Below are 16,606 nucleotides of genomic sequence, written 5' to 3'. Positions count from 1 at the left end.
TGCCCTGTCGCGCGACCCCGGCCGGGCGCTCACCATCGGCGACCTGTACCAGGACGTGGTTCCGTACCGCCTGATCCGCGCCGAACTGGGGTTTGGCGAGCTGGCGGAGTACGAGCACGCCCTGCTGCGCCTGCTTTCCGGGGAGCGCGAGTACCTGGAGCTGGAGCGCGCGGACGTGCTGGAGGAGTTTCGCCGCGAGCTGCAGGCGCCCAACCCCATTCTGGGCATCTACCGCGACTACGCGGACGTGGCGGTGCAGCCCAACCCCTTCGCGCAGCCGCCGGGGCCTGATCCCGCCGCCGCGCCGATCGTGGCCGGCCCGGCCGCGTCCCCCGCGCGCGCGCCGGCTGCGGCGCCGGCCGCCGCGCCGCGCGTGGAGCCGGAACCCGCGCCCGAGCCGCCGCGTCCGCGCCCCAAGCCGTGCCCGGCCTGCCGCTCGCCGTTGCCCATGGACCGCGAGGCACGCTTCTGCCCGTTCTGCGGCAAGGTGCTGGTTCCCGTACCGTGCGCGGACTGCAGCGCCATGATGGAGCCGGAGTGGGGCTTCTGCGCCACCTGCGGCGCCCCGCGCGTGGCCAGCGGCGGCACTCCGCCCCCGGGACGCCCGGAACAGCGCTTGCGGTAGCCGCCCCCCTGAAAGCGGCCCCGCCGGGACACCTCCCGGCGGCGCGCGCGAGGGCGGACGTGCGGACGGAGCCGATGGGGACGACGGGACGATGGATGGCGGCGGCGCTGGTACTGGCGTGCGCGGCGTGCGACCGTGGCGGGAACGCCGGTGAGGTGGCAAAGGATGGGGATGGGCAGCCGGTGCCGGCCGTGGTGGATTCCGGCCCGCCGCCGGGGCAGCTTCCGCCGGGGGTGACCGCGCAGCAGGCGGGCGCGGGGCGCGGCCTGTACCGCCAGACGTGCGTGATGTGCCACGGCGAAAACGGGCAGGGAACGCAGCTCGGACCGTCCCTCATCGATCCCACGTGGACGCAGGGCACCGGCTCGCTGGATGAGATCATCGCCGTGGTGACGGCGGGTGCGCCCGGCTCGGAGGCGTTCTCCGTCCCCATGCCGCCCCGCGGCAACGGCGCGCTCACCGACGAGCAGATCCGCGCCGTGTCCGCCTACACCTGGTCGCTCGCCCGCCGCGGCGCACGATAGACGGCTTTCGATGGACAACGGGCCTCCCGCGCACTGCCGCGGGAGGCCCGTTTTCTGTCATCCGCGTGCAGAGAACGGGGCCATGTGTCACATCCCGCCGGGGATCTACGTTCCTGGATGAACCAGCGCGGCGATCATCGCCGCGCATCGTCCTGATTTCCCGGATCGACATGCATCTCCTGAAACAACTCGTTCTCGCGGGCGCCGCCCTGGCCGCGCTCGCTTCTCCCGCGTGCGCGCAGCGGCGGGCGGACCTCGCCCCTTCAGCGGAAGCCGCGGCGTCCCTGACTGGCGGACGCACGGCAATGGCGCCCGGCATCATGGATCCGCGGCTGATCGCGCCGGCGCCGCGGACCGCGGGCGCGGTGGAGGTGCGGCGGATGTCCACCGGCGGGCACGTGGCGGTGGGCGCGCTGGCCGGAGCCGTGCTGGGCGCGGCGCTTCCCTTCGCCGATCCGAACTGCCGAAAGGGCGAGTCCATGTGCGGACTCGCGCTGGTCGGAACGGTGCCGCTCGGCATCGTGATCGGCGGCGGCGCGGGGTACCTGGTGTCGCGCGCGCGCTGACCTCATCCGGACCACAATCGGAACGCCCCGCGCGGAAACCCGCGCGGGGCGTTTTCATCCGCCGATCGCCCTGTGCTGGCCGGGCGGGAACGGGGCTTGTATGGTGTGGGGCATCCACTCTTCCGCCGGCCGAAAGAACCGATGCGCGCACCGTTCCACTCCATCTACTCCCACGGCTTTGTTCGCGTGGCCGTGTGCATTCCCAGCGTGCGCGTGGCGGACCCCGCGTACAACGTGGAGCACACCCTGGGCATGGCGCGGCGGGCATCCGAGGAGCACGCCGCCGTGGCGCTCTTTCCCGAACTGGGGATCAGCGCCTACACCTGCGAAGACCTGTTTCAGCAGGACGCGCTGCTGGAGGCGGTGCTGGAAGGGATCGGCCGGCTGGTGGCGGAAAGCGCGGAGCTGGCGCCGGTGCTGCTGGTGGGCGCGCCCCTGCGCTTTCGCGGCCGCCTGTTCAACTGCGCGGTCGTCATTCACCGGGGAAAGATCCTGGGCGTGGTGCCCAAGAGCTACCTGCCCACCTACCGCGAGTTCTACGAGCACCGCTGGTTCACGCCCGCGCGTGACGCCGCGTGGGACCACGTCACGGTGGCGGGGGAGCGGGTGCCGTTCGGCGCGGACGTCGTGTTCGAGGCGGAAAACTTTCCGGGCTTCGTGCTGCACGCGGAGATCTGCGAGGACGTGTGGACGCCCATTCCGCCCAGCAGCTTTGCGGCGCTGGCCGGCGCCACGGTGATCGCCAACCTGTCCGCCAGCAACATCACCGTGGGCAAGGCCGAGTACCGCCGCGACCTGTGCGCCGGCCAGTCCGGCCGCTGCATCTGCGCGTACCTGTACTCCGCCGCCGGGCCGGGTGAGTCCACCACCGACCTGGCGTGGGACGGCCACGCCCTCATCTACGAGCAGAACGACCTGCTGGCCGAGTCGCCGCGCTTTGCGGACGAGGAGCACATGATCGTGGCGGACGTGGACCTGGAGCGGCTGCTTCAGGAGCGCTCGCGGATGAACACCTTTCAGGACGCCGCGGGCGACCACATGCAGCGGGTGCAGGCCATCCGCCGCATTCCGTTCCACTTCGCCGTCCCCGAGGGCGACATCCCGCTGCGCCGCGCCGTCGGCCGCTTTCCGTACGTGCCGGACGACCCGGCGGTGCGCGACGCGCGGTGCTACGAGGCGTACAACATCCAGGTCCACGGGCTGATGAAGCGCCTGGCCGCAACGGGGATCAAGAAGATCGTCATCGGCGTGTCGGGCGGGCTGGACAGCACGCAGGCGCTCATCGTGGCCGCGCGCACCATGGACCGGCTGGGGCTGCCGCGCGAGAACATCCTGGGCTACACCATGCCCGGATTCGCCACCAGTTCCGGCACCAGGGGGAACGCGTGGGACCTCATGCGCGGGCTGGGAATCACCGCGGCGGAGATCGACATCCGCCCCAGCTGCCTGCAGATGCTCAAGGACATCGGCCACCCGTTCGCGAACGGCGAGCCGGTATACGACGTGACGTTCGAGAACGTGCAGGCGGGGGAGCGCACCTCGCACCTGTTCCGCCTGGCCAACCTGCACGACGCGCTGGTGCTGGGAACGGGCGACCTGAGCGAACTGGCGCTGGGATGGGCCACCTACGGCGTGGGCGACCACATGTCGCACTACAACGTGAACGCGTCGGTGCCCAAGACCATGATCCAGTACCTGATCCGCTGGGTCATTCACAGCGGCCAGTTCCCCGCCGAGACGGGCGCGGTGCTGCAGAAGATTCTGGATACGGAGATTTCGCCGGAGCTGGTGCCGGGCGGGGAAGGGGAGGCCGCGCAGCCGGCGCAGAGCACGCAGGAAAAGATCGGCCCGTACGAGCTGCAGGATTTCACGCTGTTCTACGTGACCCGGTTCGGCTACCGGCCCAGCAAGGTGGCGTTTCTGGCGCACCACGCCTGGGGCGACCGGGCGCGCGGCGGGTGGCCGGAGCTGCTCCCCGAGGAGCGGCGCAACCAGTACGACCTGGCCACCATCAAGCGGTGGATGGAAGTGTTTCTGTGGCGCTTCTTCAAGATCAGCCAGTTCAAGCGCAGCGCGGTGCCCAATGGGCCCAAGGTGGGTTCCGGCGGATCGCTCTCGCCGCGCGGCGACTGGCGCGCCCCCAGCGACTCGGAAGCCACGGTGTGGCTGGAGGAGCTGCGCACCGGCGTGCCCTGACGACCGGCGCTGCCGAAGATGGCAGGTGTCTGCGCTGTAACTGGTCCGGAGCGCAGGAGCTGCCGTCCTGAGCGAAGTGCTGCGCCGGACCTTCAGCCGCTCGACGTTGTGGCGGAGTCGAAGGGGTCTGCTTCCCGCCGAGCCGATGTGGCGGCATGCACGCCCGTTCTCGCGGGCGCAGTAGATCCTTGTTCGGCGCGGCTGAAGGTGCGTCCGGCGCCGCCTCAGAGTGTGTTGAGAACCACGCTTGTCGTAAGCGCCTCGGCCTGTGAGTGTCATTCTGAAGGAGGCGCCGGCGGGGCCGATCCTGTGCTCCCACGCTGGCGCCGACTGAAGAATCCCGCCACACGGCAGCCGACGCACGACAGGCTGCGTGGCGCGCTCCCGACCTGCGTACGCCGCAAGGAGGCCAAGGAACGCCGCGCCGGGCAGCGGCCGCACGGATGCTTCGGTCCGGGATCCTTCCGTCGCACAGGGTCTGGCGTGAGTGGACGGCTCAGTGCGCTGCTCCTTCAGGATGACGCTCACGCGCCGGAGCGGCAGGAAAGTGGGTTTCTCAACACCCTCTCAGGACGACAAGGGCCTGCGTGGTAACCGCAACGGGTGCGATGCTCTCGATCCTGGCGAAGCGCTGCACCGAGGCATTGGGGGGTGCGCCGAGGGAGAAAACCGAATGTTTGCGGGCGGGCGGGGGAGAATCCGGGCCGCCGTTCAGAGTTCATGCTGAAAAAGTATGAGGATTTCGCTCCGCACCGTGTTACACTGTGGGTGCGCGACCATGCCGGTCGCCGAAGTACCCGTACACGGAGGAGCGGATGTCCATCAAGAACAAGGCGGCATACCAGGACGCATACCAGCGTGCCCTGGAAGGAAAGTCGGCGCGTTCCCTCGGAAACCTGCTGACCTCGCTGTTCGAGGACCACTACACCCGCGAGTCCCGCGAGCAGGGCGCGCGCGACGGCGCCGCGGCCCGGGGAGAGGCCGCGCCGCAGCCGGCCAGCGGGGTTCCGCTGGGCTGACGCACGGAACGGAACGGGGCCGCGGACACACCGCGGCCCTTCTTTCATCCCTCTCCACCGGACCGGTCACCGCCCGGGACGGCCTCCGCGGAGCGCACGGGTGAGCACCCGGTCCAGCGCCGCCGCGAAGGCCTTCTTTTCCCGCTCGCCGTACGGACGCGCCCCGCCGGTCTCCACGCCGGCGCCCCGCAGCCCGTCCATGAAGTCGCGCACGGCCAAGCGCTCGCCGATGCTGTCGGGCGAGTACTCGTCGCCGCGCGGGTCGATGACGAACACCTGCTTTCCTACCAGCGCCGCCGCCAGCGGAATGTCGGCGGTAACGGCGACGTCGCCCGGTTCGGCCGAGTCCGCGATGTGCCGGTCCGCCACGTCGGGCCCGCCCTCCACCCGCACGGCGCTGACGAACGGGTTGCCGGGCGGAAGGGGAAGCCGCTGGTTGGCCACCAGCACCGTCTGCAGCTCCAGCCGCCGCGCCGCGCGATACACGATCTCTTTGACGTCGCGCGGCGCCGCGTCCGCATCGATCCACAGCTTCATCGTTCCCTTCGTCCATGAGAGGAGGGGCTCCCGGCCCTGCCTCAAGCTATGCACGAGGCCGCATCGCCGCACCCGCGCCCCCCCGCTGCGGCGCCGGCCCGGAATGCGGCCCAGCTCTCCAACATTCCTTTTACGGACCACTATTGACAATCGAACTCGCGCGTCCTACCCTTGTTTCAAGACACCAAACGCGCAATTCGATCACCCCGGCTGCCTTGCTGTCGGGATCATCAGACCCTTGCGGGAGGCTCGGGATGGGTGGAAGCGGCGGTCCGGAATCGCGAGCACGGCACCGGGTCACCCGGGCGGCGGCCCCGGTGGGGAGCGTCCTGATTTTCTGCCTGATCGCGGCCTGCGCGGGCGAGCCGGAGCCCGGAGTGTCCGGCGGACCGGGCGTTCTGGCGGCGTCCGCCCAGTTGCGCGATGTCGCGGGTCCCGGCACGGCGGAATCCTTTTCCGGGCGGGTGCTCGCCGCGAGCGCCGGCGCGCAGCAGCAGCCGCTCCGGATGGCCCGACTCTTTGGCGACTCCACACAGTTTGCGCGCGTTTCCGGAATTCAGGTGATCGGTGGCCGCCTGCTGGTCACGGACCGGTTCATGAGCCAGCACCTGGCCGTCATCGACCGGAACTCCGGAAGAGTGCTGCGGCAGTTCGGAGAGCACGGACGCGGGCCGGGCGAGTTCTTTGATCCCGCGAGCGCCCTCCCCGTGGCGGGTGATCCGTCCCGCCTGTGGATGTACGACTTTCAGAACCGCCGGCTGACGCGCATCAGCCTGGAGCAGCGCGAGCCCGCGTCCGCCATGCTCACCCGGCCCATGGACGTGGGTGCCTCGGTGACGGCGATGTTCCGCACGGGCGACCGGCTGGTGGCCAACGGGCTGTTTCCGGACTACACCCTCCTTGTCATGGACACCCTGGGACGGCCGGTGAACCGGCTCGTGGCCGATCCCCCGTTCACACCCCGCGCCACCGGCCATTCGGACGGGCGCCGGATGCTGAACCGCAACTTCATGACGGCGGCACCGGGAAGCGGCCGCTTTGCCCTGGCCTACCAGTTCCGCAGCCGCGTCGACTTCTTCACGGCGGATGGCCAGCGGTACGGTACGGTGGCGGGACCCCGCGCCACGCGCCCGAGCTTTGAGGTCCGGCAGGAGCGCTTCCGGTGGAAGGATGGAAACGAGATGGCCTTCAGCGGGGCCGCATCCACCGAGCGCTTTGTCTATGCCTTGTTCTGCGGCTGCCGGCTGGGAGAGGACGCTCCGCCGTCTCGCGTGCAGATCTTCACCTGGCAGGGCGACCTGGTGCACGACCTGGCCCTGGACCGCGCGGTGATGGCCATTGCGGTGTCGCCCGACGACCGCACTCTCTACGGGGCCGTGGAGGAGCCGTCCGCGGGAGTAGGTGAGTGGATGCTCCCCGCCCCGCGGGACACGCGCACCGCTGCGAGAAACGATTGACCGGTTCCGTTTCGCGGCAGGCGAGCCGCAATTTCCATCATCCTTCAGGAGGACGCACGATGATCAAGAAGCTCGCCCTCATGGGCTCCGTCGCCGCTCTGGCCGCCGTGAGCCCCTTCACCCTGCAGTCCGCCAGCGACGGCCAGCCCTACCGGCTGGAGGTGAGCTGCGCGAGTGCGGCGGAAGCGGAGGCCTCGTCGGAACTGGTCGCCGCCGAGCCGATCGCCAACGCCGGCTGCGAGCCGGCCGCCGGCTACGTCTGCACCACGCCGCGCGCCGACTACCTGGACAAGCGCCCCATCTGATCCTGTACCAGGACCGCTGTTCGCGGGCGGTTCTGCAAGCACCGGATCGCGTAGGAACGACAGAGAACGTCTTCAGCACGGCTCGCCGCCGGGCCGGCACTCCCTGCGGGGGTGCCGGCCTTTGTGCTGCACCGCGGCTCGCATGCGGCGCAAACCCGCTCCCCGCGCCAACATCGGTCGCCTGACCGGTAGACGGATGGGCGTTCGCGGTGCTATCGTTACGGGTTCCCGGAACGCGGCCCGCCGCGCTCCCCGGCGTCCCCGGGCGCCGGCCCGCCGCACCCGACCGACACGACCCATGATCAAGCTGATCCGACGCTCCGCCGCCGTGCTGGCCTGCGCGCTGCCCCTGCTCGCGGCCGCCGCCTGCGACGGCGACGTGACGTATTCGTCCCCGGTGATCGAGGAAACCCAGTTCGCGTCCTCGCTGGGCGTGAACCTGGCCGCCAGCACCAAGACGGCGAGCGGGATGTACTACCGCGACATCGCCGTGGGCACCGGCGAAGCGGCGGCCCCCGGGCAGACCGCGTTCGTGCACTACACGCTCTGGCTGAGCAACGGCACGCAGATCGACTCCAACGTGGGCCAGCCGGCGTCCTTCCCGTTCCAGCTGAACGGCGGGCGGGTGGTGGCGGGCTTCAACGAAGGCGTTCTGGGGATGAAGAAGGGCGGCACGCGCCAGCTCGTCATTCCGCCGTCGCTGGGCTACGGCCGCAACCCCAACGGGCCCATCCCGGGCAACTCCATCCTGGTCTTCAACGTTCTGCTGGACTCCATCAAGTAGTCCACCGGACGGAACACGGATCGTGCGAAAGGGCGCGGAGTGGTTCTCCGCGCCCTTTCGCGCGGCGCGCACCGCCGTTCGCCAATCGCTTGAACGCGTGTTCCCCGCGCGCTACCTTGGTCCTCTTCCTTTCCCGCCTGAACTGCTCCCCAGGCGGCTCCCATCCTCCTGCCCCCGACGAACATGCCCGCCGCGGAACCCACATCGGCCACCCGGGTGCGCTTCATCGAGCACGCCGGTGCGCGCATTCTGCTCATCGACCTCAGCAACCTGCAGGCGGAGGCGGAGATCCTGGACCAGATCGAGCGCGTGCGCGACCTGGTGGCGCGGCAGCCGCCCGCCTCGGTGCGCACCATCACCAACGTGACCGGGGCCCGCTACACGCCGCCGGTGATGGACGCGCTCAAGAAGCTCACCGCGCACAACAAGCCGTACGTGACCGCCGCCGCCGTGGTGGGGATGCAGGGCGTGCACAAGGTGCTGTTCCGTGCCGTGCTGCTGTTCAGCCGCAGGGTCATTGAGGCGTTTGATGACATGGACCGGGCCCGCGACTGGGTGGCGCGGCAGCCCTGACGGCGGGCGCCGGGCGTTCGTCTTGCGTAGCCCGCCCGCCGAGGCGCCTCCAGGGGGGAGGGGCCGGACCCGGCCCGGGCAGGAGGCAGTGAGAATGGCGGAAGCCAGGATGGGAGACACCGTCCGCGTGCACTACACGGGGACGCTGGACGACGGCAGCGTGTTCGACAGCTCGGAAGGGCGCGACCCGCTGGAGTTTACGCTGGGCCAGGGCCACGTGATCGCCGGCTTTGAGCGCGGCGTGGCGGGCATGCAGGCGGGCGACGAGCGCACGGTCACCATCCCCGCGCAGGACGCGTATGGCGAGCACCGCGAAGAAATGGTGCTGCGCGTTCCCCGGTCGCAGTTTCCCCAGGGCATGGTGCCGCAGGTGGGCCAGCAGCTGCAGATGAGCGACGGGCAGAACACCTTCATCGTCACCGTGGTGGAGGTGGGCGACGATTCGGTGCTGCTGGACGCGAACCACGCGCTGGCGGGCAAGCAGCTCACCTTCAAGCTCAAGCTGGTGGACATCGGCTGAGCGGGCGGGCGGCGGATGACGGAGCGCACCCCCGGCACGCGGGGTGCGCTCTTTTCTGTGGAGATGGATGTGATCCGGACCGGGTGGCCCGACCTTGCTGGGATGAGGGAGTGACGATGCGCGAAGCGTGGGACGAGGGGGAAACGCCGGAAGAGCGGGTGGCCCGGCAGGATGCCTACCGCCGGCTGGCGGAGGCGGCGCGGCGAGTGGGCCTGTCGGTCGAAAGCCTGGCGGACATGATGCGCCAGGTGGCGCACAACGAGGTGGAGACGCGCCGCTTTCTGAGCGAGCAGGTGTACGGCGTGCCTGACGCGGAGCTGGACACCTTTCTTCGCACGCGGATGGACGGAGAGGGCGGCGCGAAGTAGGTAGCGCGCAACGGGACGCGCGGCGGGGCTGGCTTGCGTCTTGCCCTTGGGGAACGCATGGCAGAGTACCGCGAGCAACCCGGCCCGCACGATTCGGACACGCCCACGTACCCGCCGCACGGGCGGCGCACGATGGCGCGGGTGGTGGAGCGCAACGTGCGCGCGCTTCTGGAGCGCCGCGCCAAGGAGGAGCGCGCCAAGACGCGCTCCGAGCGCATCGCGGACGGCGTGACCCGCTTTGCCGGGAGCATGACCTTCGTCTACCTGCACCTGGCCATTTTCGGCACCTGGATCCTGTGGAACACGGGGTGGATTCCCGGGCTGCCGCGCTTTGACCCGAGCTACGTAGTGCTGGCGATGGTGGCATCGGTGGAGGCCATCTTCATCAGCACCTTTGTGCTCATCAGCCAGAACCGCATGGCGGAACTGGCCGACAAGCGCGCTGACCTGGACCTGCAGGTGAGCCTGCTGGCGGAGCACGAGATCACCCGCACGCTGGCCCTCGTGGCGGCGATGGCGCACCGCATGGGGATCGAGGACGCCGGCGACCCCGAGCTGGACGAACTGTCGCGCGACGTGCACCCCAACCGGGTGCTGGACAGCATCGAGCAGAACGCCGAGTACTTCAGCCGGCACGGCGGCCCGCGGCAGTGAGGCGGATCCTGGACAGAAGTGAGGAACGCCCCTCTCCCGCGATGGCTGGGGAGGGGCGTTCCCCGTTTCCGTGCCGGATGCGCTCAGGCCGGGACGCTGGAGCGGGGCGTCGTGTCCGGCGTCATGATGGGTACGCTGGCCGCGGCGCGGCGCTTGACGATGCGGATGGCGGTGGCCAGCCCGCGGCGCGCGCACAGCCGGTCAAAGCGCGCCCCGATGCGCGCCTCCGAGGCCAGGCCCCAGCGTGACACGCGGGCGCGGTACACGGGCATGTCCGCCGGCCGCGCGCGCCGGAAGGCGAAGAAGTGCGGGCTGCACACCGCGTCCAGCTCGCCGGCGGCGCGGTCCGGCGCGTCCGGGCCCGATCCGCCCGTTTCGTCGTCCATCCACCGGCGCCAGTCGCCCGGCTGTACGGCGAGCGCGCGCCAGTCCTCCGCGTGCCCCACCAGGCAGCGGGAGCCGTCCGGCTCCACCACCGAGGCCAGACACCACTCCTGCGCCTGAATCAGCCGGTCCCGCGCCTCCACCGGCAGCCCGTCGATGTAGCGGCCCATCAATCCCATCGCGCCCTCCTCCCATGCGTGGGCGGTCGGCTCTTGCGAGGACCGTTCCACCGGAATCGGCAGGCGCGCAACGGAGATCCAATGTTTGTAGATGGCGTCGATCGGCGCCCGGCCGGCACTCACCGCGTCTTCAGGAGCACGCCCCCATGCCGGACCAGAATCTGCCTGGGACGACCAACACCCAAGCCGTGTAGACCACGCCGCCGCCGGCCGGATCGGAAAGGACGGTGCTCCCCTTGGTGGCGTCGCGGGCCACCGGGGTGCCGACGGTGACCGCGACCGCGCCGTTGGGCGGCTGCACTGTGGGAAGGGGAGCTGCGCCCGTGGTGGGCAGCACGCCTCCATTGCCGCCTGCATCGGAGCAGGCGAGCGTGGCGGCACAGGCGGCGAGGGTCAGGGAGCGCGGGATCGGGGGCATCGTCTCATCCGGGGCTGGGGAGGGGGCGCCGGCCTGCGGGCTCCGCGGGGAGCAGACGTGTGTACAAGCAGAGAACACGCGAGCGGCCCGGCACCCTCTCCCCGCGGCGATTCGATCCCGGACGGCCCAGCACCGATCCGCCCACCGCCCAAGCCCTGAACGCGGAAAGGCCCGGACCGCGTGTGCGGTCCGGGCCTTTCCGGCAGTTGCCCCCCCAGGGATCGAACCTGGACTTTCCTGAGTCAGAGTCAGGCGTGTTGCCAATTACACCAGAGGGCAGTGAGCGCCGCCAGTCCCGCGCGGCGCCTGTACAGCAAAGATAACAGTGGCCGCCAAAGCTCGCAAGTGGGTGCGGCCATGCCGGTTGCGGATGGGCGCGGACGTGGTTTTCGCGGAAAACGCTGGACGGCGCGCCGCCGTGGGGCCCCGGGGCCGGGATGGCGGACCGCCCGGCGGCGGCCCGCCCCCGTGCTCAGGGGATGGCCAGCGCTTCCGGCGGGGATTCGCTCGGGAACGCCCCGGGCGAGTTCTGCAGCACCGCGGTTTCGGCGTGCACCGAGACTTCGCGGCACGCATCCCAGTAGATGGTGCAGTCGGGGTACATCTGAAGGATCTGACTGAGCAGGAGAGGGTTGTTCTCCGTGTACTGCTTGAGCGAGGCCACCTGCTTGGTGCTGCCCACCTCGTAGATGCCGCAGTAGTTCGCGAACTGGGGTGCGTACCAGCACGCGTAATCGTACGTCTTTCCCCCGCTCACCTGTTCTACGACGGGGTACGGCGGCGTCTGGTTCTTCGTGAGCGCGCCGAGAATGGCGTAGCCCATGGTGTTGGACAACAGCTGCCCATCCTTGACGTAAAACGCGACGGCACTGGTGCTCGGCACCGCGAGATCGGGCTTCTGGTTCGACCAGCGGCCTCCGTGGGCCGAGATGATGTATCCGGGAGCGGGCACAGGAACCTCCTCATGATGAACGATGAATGATCGACGGCGAACCGACAACTACAAATAAAGCACGGAAAGGGAAGTGGCAAGGAGCTCGGTGTAGCCGTTCCGGACCGCATTCGCGACGGAGTGGGACGGGTTGTCCCGCGACGGGTCCGGAGCATCGTGAACACCACCGGCCCGCCGAGCGGCTCGCGGAGCGGATCACACGAAAACGAAGGCCCGGAAGCCGATGCGGCTTCCGGGCCTTCGTTGTGAGAGCGCCCACTCCAGGACTCGAACCTGGGACCCTCTGATTAACAGTCAGATGCTCTAACCAACTGAGCTAAGTGGGCTTACCGGACTACAGAGCGGGCAACCGGACTCGAACCGGCGACCTCAACCTTGGCAAGGTTGCGCTCTACCAACTGAGCTATGCCCGCGACTTCCGTACCAGTGGGCGTTATAGGATTTGAACCTATGACCTCTCGCGTGTGAAGCGAGCGCTCTGGACCAGCTGAGCTAAACGCCCTTCATAGCGGGGGCGGGATTCGAACCCGCGACCTTCGGGTTATGAGCCCGACGAGCTACCAGGCTGCTCCACCCCGCGACACGTACCGCATACCCCGTACGGGAATCGAACCCGTGTTTTAGCCTTGAGAGGGCTATGTCCTAGGCCACTAGACGAACGGGGCGTGACCCTGATCCTACAGTGCTCCCGAGAGGACTCGAACCTCCACGAGCTTGCGCCCACTAGATCCTGAATCTAGCGCGTCTACCAATTCCGCCACAGGAGCAGTTTCCAACCAGTGCGCCCAGAGAGATTCGAACTCCCGACCTTCTGATCCGTAGTCAGACGCTCTATCCAGCTGAGCTATGGGCGCGCACCAGCAGTGCACCGAGTAGGAATCGAACCTACAACCTTGGGATTAAGAGTCCCCTGCTCTGCCAGTTGAGCTATCGGTGCTAATTCCGTGCAGACCAAAAGGTTACAACGATTGGTCCGTTCGCGCAAGCCCCGCCGGCCACTCCGTTGCGCACAGCGAACGCGGCTGGGTACCGGCGGGGCGCAGAATATATACGAGCCCGCCCGCTTTGTGAAGCCCCTCCGTTACCCTTCCCGGGGCGCCCCCGGTTTTCCCTTTGCGGAGGCGCCGCGGGCAAACCACTTCACCGCCTCGCGGGCCAGCGCCGGCGGAACGGTGTGCGGGCCGTCGAACTCGCGGTACTCCACCGCGTACCCGGCGCTGGTGAGCCGCGGAACCACGCGCCGGCTGCAGCTGTCGATGGGGAGCACGGTGTCGTGCGTGCCATGCGTCACGAACACGCCGGGCCGCCCGCGCCGGCCCGGCGGCGCCGCAAAGCCGGGGGAAAAGGCGATCACGTGCGAGAACAGGTCGCCGTTGGGCAGCCCCAGCGACAGCGCGTACGAGGCCCCGTCGGAAAAGCCGGCGATGGCGATGCGGGCGGGGTCGATGGCACAGCGTTCGAACACGTGCTCCAGCGCGCGGTCGATGAACCACACGTCCGGCCCGAAGCCGCCGCGGATGGCGTCCCAGGTCTGCCCGCGCGCGTCCGGGGCCAGCAGCACCAGCCCGTACGCGTCCGCCAGCGGCTGCAGGATGCCCAGCGCGTTGTGCCCGTTCCCCCCGGCCCCGTGCAGCATGAGCACCAGCGGCGCCGGGCGGGCGGGGGAGTGCGCGGTGGGAACGTACAGCAGCCCGTCGCGGCGGGGGTCCAGCCCCAGCCGCCGCAGCCCGGACCGGTCCACCCGCGCGGGGGTGCCCGGCCGCGCGGTCAGCCGGCCTTCGTCGTTCTCGTCGCGGTCCGGCGGGGTGGGGGGCATGTACCAGGCGGCACGGGTGCGGGAGCATGGGGGCGAACCCTGTAAACAAACGTTATCGCCCCGTCCGCGCCAGTCCCCCGGCGCCGCCCCGCAGCAGAAAGGGGACGTCCTGCACGCCGCGGACCGTCCCTCGTCATCCCCAAAGTCAACGGGGACGCTACAGCGACGCGCCGGCGTTGAAGGTGTCGCAGCTTTCCATGGATCCCGACTGGAACCCCTGCTGAAACCAGCGCACCCGCTGCGCGCTGCTGCCGTGCGTGAAGCTTTCCGGGACCACGTAGCCCTGCGAGCGCTTCTGCAGCGCGTCGTCGCCGATCTGGGTGGCTGCGTTCAGCGCCTCTTCCACGTCGCCCTGCTCCAGCCAGTTGCGCTGCTGCTGCGAGTGCTTGGCCCACACGCCGGCGTAGCAGTCCGCCTGCAGCTCCTGCATCACTGAAAGGCGGTTGGCCTCCGCCTCGCCGCCGCGGCGCGAGGCGGCGTTCACCTGCTGCGAGACGCCGGTAAGGGTCTGGATGTGGTGCCCCACCTCGTGCGCGATCACGTACGCCTGGGCAAAGTCGCCGGGCGCGCCCAGGTCCCTGCGCAGCTGGTCATAGAAATCCAGGTCGATGTACACCTGCCGGTCGCCCGGGCAGTAGAACGGGCCGACCGCCGCGCTGGCCTGCCCGCAGGCGGACTGCACCGCCCCGCTGAACAGTACCAGCTGGGGCTGCTCGTACGCCTGCCCCTGCTGGCGAAAGATTTCGGTCCACACGTCTTCGGTGCTGCCCAGCACGGTGGCGACGAACTGCTTCATGGTGTCGGACGCGGCGTCCGTGGGGGGCGCGCCCGCCTGGCTGCCGGCCGGGGGCTGCCCGGTGGGCGCGGCGTTCTGGAGCCCGGACGGGTCGCCGGTCAGGAGAAAGTAGACGAGGCCCAGCACCACGGCACCGAGTCCGCCGCCCGCGGCCATGCCTCCGCCCATCCCGCGGCGGTCGCTGATGTTTGAACTCTGTCGTCCGCCCTGCCAGCGCATGCTCGTCTCCTTCCGGAAGGTCCCTGCGCCCGGCCCGCGGCCGGCGCTCGCGGGCGGTCTTCGCAAGCGGGATGCTAGACGCTCGCGCCGGGCCCCGGAACGCGCGAGGGCGGCGGCCCCGGCCGCCGCCCTCGCGCAATCCCCATCCGCCCGGGGCTACTGGTTCTGCGAGCCCGTGCGGTTGATGTCGGGCGGCGTGGTGGCGTCCACCCGGCGGGCCTCGTCGCGCAGCGCCTGGGTGTTTTCCTGTACGCGGCGCACGTTTTCCGCCGCCTGCGAGTTGTCTTCGCCCCCCATCCCGGCGACGCGCAGCCCTTCCACGGGCTGGTCGGTGTCGGGGGCGGTGGCCTGCACGCGGCGGGCCTGATCCTGCAGGGCGTCGCGGTTTTCCTGGACGTTGTGCACGTGCTCCACCGCTTGGCGGTTGTCTTCGGAGCCCTGGTCGCGGTTCTGGTCCATGATCGATCTCCTGCGATGTCGGTGGTGCCGGCTCGGGAACGAGGCCGGCGGATGTGCACGAGCCGTTCCGGTCTCGCGATGCTACCTGTTTGCGCCGCCGGAATCGTCCGATCCGCTCGACGGGCCAGCGCCGGGCACCCGGGTGCGGTTCACCTGGTCGCGTGCCTGGGCCAGCTGCTCGCTGATTTCCTCGCTGTTCTGCCGCAGCTCGTTCAGGTCATCGCGGTTGTCGCGCACCGCCTCGCCGGTGCGGCCGAGCTGCTGGGCGGTACCGCGCAGCAGTTCCTGGGACTGGACCAGCGCTTCGGCGGCGCGGCGCTGGGTTTCGGCGGCGTCCTGCTGGCGGCGGATGAGGTCCACGTCGTCGGTGGCGCGGATGCGATCGGCCTCGGCCATGTCGGGCGGAAGGCGGAACCCGTAGTCCGTTTCCTGGCCGCCGTGCGCGGCGCGCTGGTTGGCGCCGAGGTCGCCGTGCGCCTCGGCGGCCAGTTCGTCGGCGCGCCGGCTCACCTCGTCCATGCTGGCGTCGGGTGTCGCGTTGGAATCCTGCTGCATCGCCCCCTCGCGGTCCGGGTTCTCGGTTCAGGCGCGACGGGGTGTGCAAGCGCGGAGCCACGCGGGGAGACGATGGGCAGCGGCGGATGAGGCTGAGCGAATGAATTCGCCGCAACCATGGCGGAAAGTCCCCCCAAACGGACGGGGGGACTTCACCAGCACGCGGCGGCGGGCGCCGGTGCGGCGGGCGATGGAAGGTGCCGCGGACGGTGTCCTGAGCGGATCAATCCGCCGCAACAACGGCGGAAAGTCCCCCCAAACAGGCGGGGGACTCCAACTGCACGCGCGCGGAGAGATTCCGGTGCGGAGCCCAATCGTCGCCGCGGGGGACGGTGCCCTGAGCGGATGAATCCGCCGCTCTGAAAGCGGAAAGCCCCGACACGGCGCGATGGGCGCGCCGTTCGGGGCTTCAACTGCACGGGGCGGCGGGTTCGGTGTGAATTCTCCCCTCTCCGTGCGGCAGTTTGCACGGCGAGGGGCCGGGGGCGGGGCGCAGTTGGGGTGTGCCCCCTCTCCCACATCTGTTCGTGGGAGAGGGTGGCGAGCTTTAGCGAGCCGGGTGAGGGCCACACCGTCGGCGCGCACCGCACCTTCGGAACCGGCTACTTTCGTACTCTCGTACTTTCGTACTGCCGTTCCGCACTCCGCACTCAGCACTCAGCACTCAGCACTCACGCACTTACTTCGCCGACAACCACAT

Annotated in this window: 20 protein-coding genes and 9 tRNA genes; 12 read left to right on the top strand and 17 right to left on the bottom strand. The window is 69.9% G+C overall.

Annotated elements, in window-relative coordinates:
- The 5 genes from VF665_RS06310 to VF665_RS06290 all read left to right on the top strand — a co-directional run.
- The coding region (locus VF665_RS06310) for a zinc ribbon domain-containing protein (RefSeq protein WP_331052561.1) at nucleotides 1-625 on the top strand (625 nt) is incomplete at its 5' end.
- A gap of 59 nt (nucleotides 626-684) precedes the next feature.
- Entirely contained in the window at nucleotides 685-1,149 is a 465-nt protein-coding gene (locus tag VF665_RS06305) for a cytochrome c (protein WP_331052560.1), read from the top strand.
- 170 nt (nucleotides 1,150-1,319) lie between these two features.
- A complete protein-coding gene (locus VF665_RS06300; protein ID WP_331052559.1) occupies nucleotides 1,320-1,715 on the top strand; it encodes a hypothetical protein in 396 nt (131 codons plus the stop codon).
- A 141-nt stretch (nucleotides 1,716-1,856) separates the two neighbouring features.
- On the top strand, nucleotides 1,857-3,911 hold the full coding sequence (locus VF665_RS06295; RefSeq protein WP_331052558.1) for an NAD(+) synthase: 2,055 nt from the start codon (nucleotides 1,857-1,859) through the stop codon (nucleotides 3,909-3,911).
- An 815-nt stretch (nucleotides 3,912-4,726) separates the two neighbouring features.
- Complete coding sequence (locus VF665_RS06290) at nucleotides 4,727-4,930, top strand: hypothetical protein (RefSeq protein WP_331052557.1); 204 nt, start codon at nucleotides 4,727-4,729, stop codon at nucleotides 4,928-4,930.
- Nucleotides 4,931-4,996: 66 nt separating this feature from the next.
- On the opposite strand, the gene VF665_RS06285 is transcribed toward VF665_RS06290, so the two are convergent.
- Nucleotides 4,997-5,467 carry a YaiI/YqxD family protein gene (locus VF665_RS06285; protein WP_331052556.1) on the bottom strand — a complete coding sequence of 157 codons (471 nt, stop codon included), beginning with the start codon at nucleotides 5,465-5,467 and terminating at the stop codon, nucleotides 4,997-4,999.
- 377 nt (nucleotides 5,468-5,844) lie between these two features.
- On the opposite strand from VF665_RS06285, the gene VF665_RS06280 reads away from it, so the two are divergent.
- The 7 genes from VF665_RS06280 to VF665_RS06250 all read left to right on the top strand — a co-directional run bounded on the left by VF665_RS06280 (nucleotide 5,845) and on the right by VF665_RS06250 (nucleotide 10,128).
- Nucleotides 5,845-6,924, top strand: a complete 1,080-nt coding sequence (locus VF665_RS06280) for a BF3164 family lipoprotein (protein ID WP_331052555.1) — start codon at nucleotides 5,845-5,847, stop codon at nucleotides 6,922-6,924.
- Between the two features lie 59 nt (nucleotides 6,925-6,983).
- Nucleotides 6,984-7,229: a hypothetical protein gene (locus VF665_RS06275; RefSeq protein WP_331052554.1), complete on the top strand. Its 246-nt coding sequence runs from the start codon at nucleotides 6,984-6,986 to the stop codon at nucleotides 7,227-7,229.
- A gap of 298 nt (nucleotides 7,230-7,527) precedes the next feature.
- Complete coding sequence (locus VF665_RS06270) at nucleotides 7,528-8,013, top strand: FKBP-type peptidyl-prolyl cis-trans isomerase (RefSeq protein WP_331052553.1); 486 nt, start codon at nucleotides 7,528-7,530, stop codon at nucleotides 8,011-8,013.
- A gap of 183 nt (nucleotides 8,014-8,196) precedes the next feature.
- Nucleotides 8,197-8,586, top strand: a complete 390-nt coding sequence (locus tag VF665_RS06265; protein WP_331052552.1) for a hypothetical protein — start codon at nucleotides 8,197-8,199, stop codon at nucleotides 8,584-8,586.
- A 94-nt stretch (nucleotides 8,587-8,680) separates the two neighbouring features.
- Nucleotides 8,681-9,106 carry a peptidylprolyl isomerase gene (locus tag VF665_RS06260; protein WP_331052551.1) on the top strand — a complete coding sequence of 142 codons (426 nt, stop codon included), beginning with the start codon at nucleotides 8,681-8,683 and terminating at the stop codon, nucleotides 9,104-9,106.
- Nucleotides 9,107-9,222: 116 nt separating this feature from the next.
- A complete protein-coding gene (locus tag VF665_RS06255; protein WP_331052550.1) occupies nucleotides 9,223-9,474 on the top strand; it encodes a hypothetical protein in 252 nt (83 codons plus the stop codon).
- A 57-nt stretch (nucleotides 9,475-9,531) separates the two neighbouring features.
- Nucleotides 9,532-10,128: a DUF1003 domain-containing protein gene (locus VF665_RS06250; protein WP_331052549.1), complete on the top strand. Its 597-nt coding sequence runs from the start codon at nucleotides 9,532-9,534 to the stop codon at nucleotides 10,126-10,128.
- An 83-nt stretch (nucleotides 10,129-10,211) separates the two neighbouring features.
- Here VF665_RS06250 and VF665_RS06245 read toward each other — a convergent pair whose 3' ends face one another.
- From VF665_RS06245 to VF665_RS06170, 16 genes are all read right to left on the bottom strand, one after another.
- A complete protein-coding gene (locus VF665_RS06245; protein ID WP_331052548.1) occupies nucleotides 10,212-10,691 on the bottom strand; it encodes a hypothetical protein in 480 nt (159 codons plus the stop codon).
- 130 nt (nucleotides 10,692-10,821) lie between these two features.
- Nucleotides 10,822-11,109 (bottom strand): hypothetical protein, encoded by a 288-nt coding sequence (locus VF665_RS06240; protein ID WP_331052547.1) that lies wholly within the window; start codon nucleotides 11,107-11,109, stop codon nucleotides 10,822-10,824.
- Nucleotides 11,110-11,315: 206 nt separating this feature from the next.
- Nucleotides 11,316-11,388, bottom strand: a tRNA-Gln gene (locus tag VF665_RS06235).
- Between the two features lie 193 nt (nucleotides 11,389-11,581).
- Nucleotides 11,582-12,061: a putative adhesin gene (locus VF665_RS06230; protein ID WP_331052546.1), complete on the bottom strand. Its 480-nt coding sequence runs from the start codon at nucleotides 12,059-12,061 to the stop codon at nucleotides 11,582-11,584.
- Nucleotides 12,062-12,313: 252 nt separating this feature from the next.
- Nucleotides 12,314-12,387 (bottom strand) — tRNA-Asn (locus VF665_RS06225).
- Between the two features lie 14 nt (nucleotides 12,388-12,401).
- A tRNA-Gly gene (locus tag VF665_RS06220) sits at nucleotides 12,402-12,474 on the bottom strand.
- A gap of 14 nt (nucleotides 12,475-12,488) precedes the next feature.
- A tRNA-Val gene (locus VF665_RS06215) sits at nucleotides 12,489-12,563 on the bottom strand.
- Nucleotides 12,564-12,567: 4 nt separating this feature from the next.
- A tRNA-Met gene (locus VF665_RS06210) sits at nucleotides 12,568-12,641 on the bottom strand.
- 12 nt (nucleotides 12,642-12,653) lie between these two features.
- Nucleotides 12,654-12,726: transfer RNA gene (locus tag VF665_RS06205), tRNA-Glu, on the bottom strand.
- A gap of 18 nt (nucleotides 12,727-12,744) precedes the next feature.
- Nucleotides 12,745-12,828 (bottom strand) — tRNA-Leu (locus VF665_RS06200).
- A 13-nt stretch (nucleotides 12,829-12,841) separates the two neighbouring features.
- Nucleotides 12,842-12,915: transfer RNA gene (locus VF665_RS06195), tRNA-Arg, on the bottom strand.
- 10 nt (nucleotides 12,916-12,925) lie between these two features.
- Nucleotides 12,926-12,998: transfer RNA gene (locus tag VF665_RS06190), tRNA-Lys, on the bottom strand.
- A 144-nt stretch (nucleotides 12,999-13,142) separates the two neighbouring features.
- Entirely contained in the window at nucleotides 13,143-13,877 is a 735-nt protein-coding gene (locus VF665_RS06185) for a hypothetical protein (protein WP_331052545.1), read from the bottom strand.
- Between the two features lie 157 nt (nucleotides 13,878-14,034).
- The gene (ypfJ, locus tag VF665_RS06180; protein ID WP_331052544.1) at nucleotides 14,035-14,892 is read right to left on the bottom strand and encodes a KPN_02809 family neutral zinc metallopeptidase; all 858 of its coding nucleotides are present in this window, start codon (nucleotides 14,890-14,892) and stop codon (nucleotides 14,035-14,037) included.
- A gap of 156 nt (nucleotides 14,893-15,048) precedes the next feature.
- A complete protein-coding gene (locus VF665_RS06175) occupies nucleotides 15,049-15,351 on the bottom strand; it encodes a hypothetical protein (protein WP_331052543.1) in 303 nt (100 codons plus the stop codon).
- 81 nt (nucleotides 15,352-15,432) lie between these two features.
- Complete coding sequence (locus VF665_RS06170; RefSeq protein WP_331052542.1) at nucleotides 15,433-15,906, bottom strand: hypothetical protein; 474 nt, start codon at nucleotides 15,904-15,906, stop codon at nucleotides 15,433-15,435.
- Nucleotides 15,907-16,606: the final 700 nt, after the last annotated feature.

Source organism: Longimicrobium sp. (assembly GCF_036387355.1).
Classification (GTDB): Bacteria; Gemmatimonadota; Gemmatimonadetes; order Longimicrobiales; family Longimicrobiaceae; genus Longimicrobium.
The sequence above is the reverse complement of the archived record's forward strand: the minus strand, read 5'-3'. Positions and strand labels throughout refer to the sequence as shown.

Excerpts from the sequence above, each read along its gene's own strand:
- VF665_RS06300 (WP_331052559.1), top strand. The coding sequence starts at position 1,320 with ATGCATCTCCTGAAACAACTCGTTCTCGCGGGCGCCGCCCTGGCCGCG.
- VF665_RS06295 (WP_331052558.1), top strand. The coding sequence starts at position 1,857 with ATGCGCGCACCGTTCCACTCCATCTACTCCCACGGCTTTGTTCGCGTG.
- VF665_RS06290 (WP_331052557.1), top strand. The coding sequence starts at position 4,727 with ATGTCCATCAAGAACAAGGCGGCATACCAGGACGCATACCAGCGTGCC.
- VF665_RS06285 (WP_331052556.1), bottom strand. The coding sequence starts at position 5,467 with ATGAAGCTGTGGATCGATGCGGACGCGGCGCCGCGCGACGTCAAAGAG.
- VF665_RS06275 (WP_331052554.1), top strand. The coding sequence starts at position 6,984 with ATGATCAAGAAGCTCGCCCTCATGGGCTCCGTCGCCGCTCTGGCCGCC.
- VF665_RS06270 (WP_331052553.1), top strand. The coding sequence starts at position 7,528 with ATGATCAAGCTGATCCGACGCTCCGCCGCCGTGCTGGCCTGCGCGCTG.
- VF665_RS06265 (WP_331052552.1), top strand. The coding sequence starts at position 8,197 with ATGCCCGCCGCGGAACCCACATCGGCCACCCGGGTGCGCTTCATCGAG.
- VF665_RS06260 (WP_331052551.1), top strand. The coding sequence starts at position 8,681 with ATGGCGGAAGCCAGGATGGGAGACACCGTCCGCGTGCACTACACGGGG.
- VF665_RS06255 (WP_331052550.1), top strand. The coding sequence starts at position 9,223 with ATGCGCGAAGCGTGGGACGAGGGGGAAACGCCGGAAGAGCGGGTGGCC.
- VF665_RS06250 (WP_331052549.1), top strand. The coding sequence starts at position 9,532 with ATGGCAGAGTACCGCGAGCAACCCGGCCCGCACGATTCGGACACGCCC.
- VF665_RS06245 (WP_331052548.1), bottom strand. The coding sequence starts at position 10,691 with ATGGGATTGATGGGCCGCTACATCGACGGGCTGCCGGTGGAGGCGCGG.
- VF665_RS06240 (WP_331052547.1), bottom strand. The coding sequence starts at position 11,109 with ATGCCCCCGATCCCGCGCTCCCTGACCCTCGCCGCCTGTGCCGCCACG.
- VF665_RS06185 (WP_331052545.1), bottom strand. The coding sequence starts at position 13,877 with ATGCCCCCCACCCCGCCGGACCGCGACGAGAACGACGAAGGCCGGCTG.
- ypfJ (WP_331052544.1), bottom strand. The coding sequence starts at position 14,892 with ATGCGCTGGCAGGGCGGACGACAGAGTTCAAACATCAGCGACCGCCGC.
- VF665_RS06175 (WP_331052543.1), bottom strand. The coding sequence starts at position 15,351 with ATGGACCAGAACCGCGACCAGGGCTCCGAAGACAACCGCCAAGCGGTG.
- VF665_RS06170 (WP_331052542.1), bottom strand. The coding sequence starts at position 15,906 with ATGCAGCAGGATTCCAACGCGACACCCGACGCCAGCATGGACGAGGTG.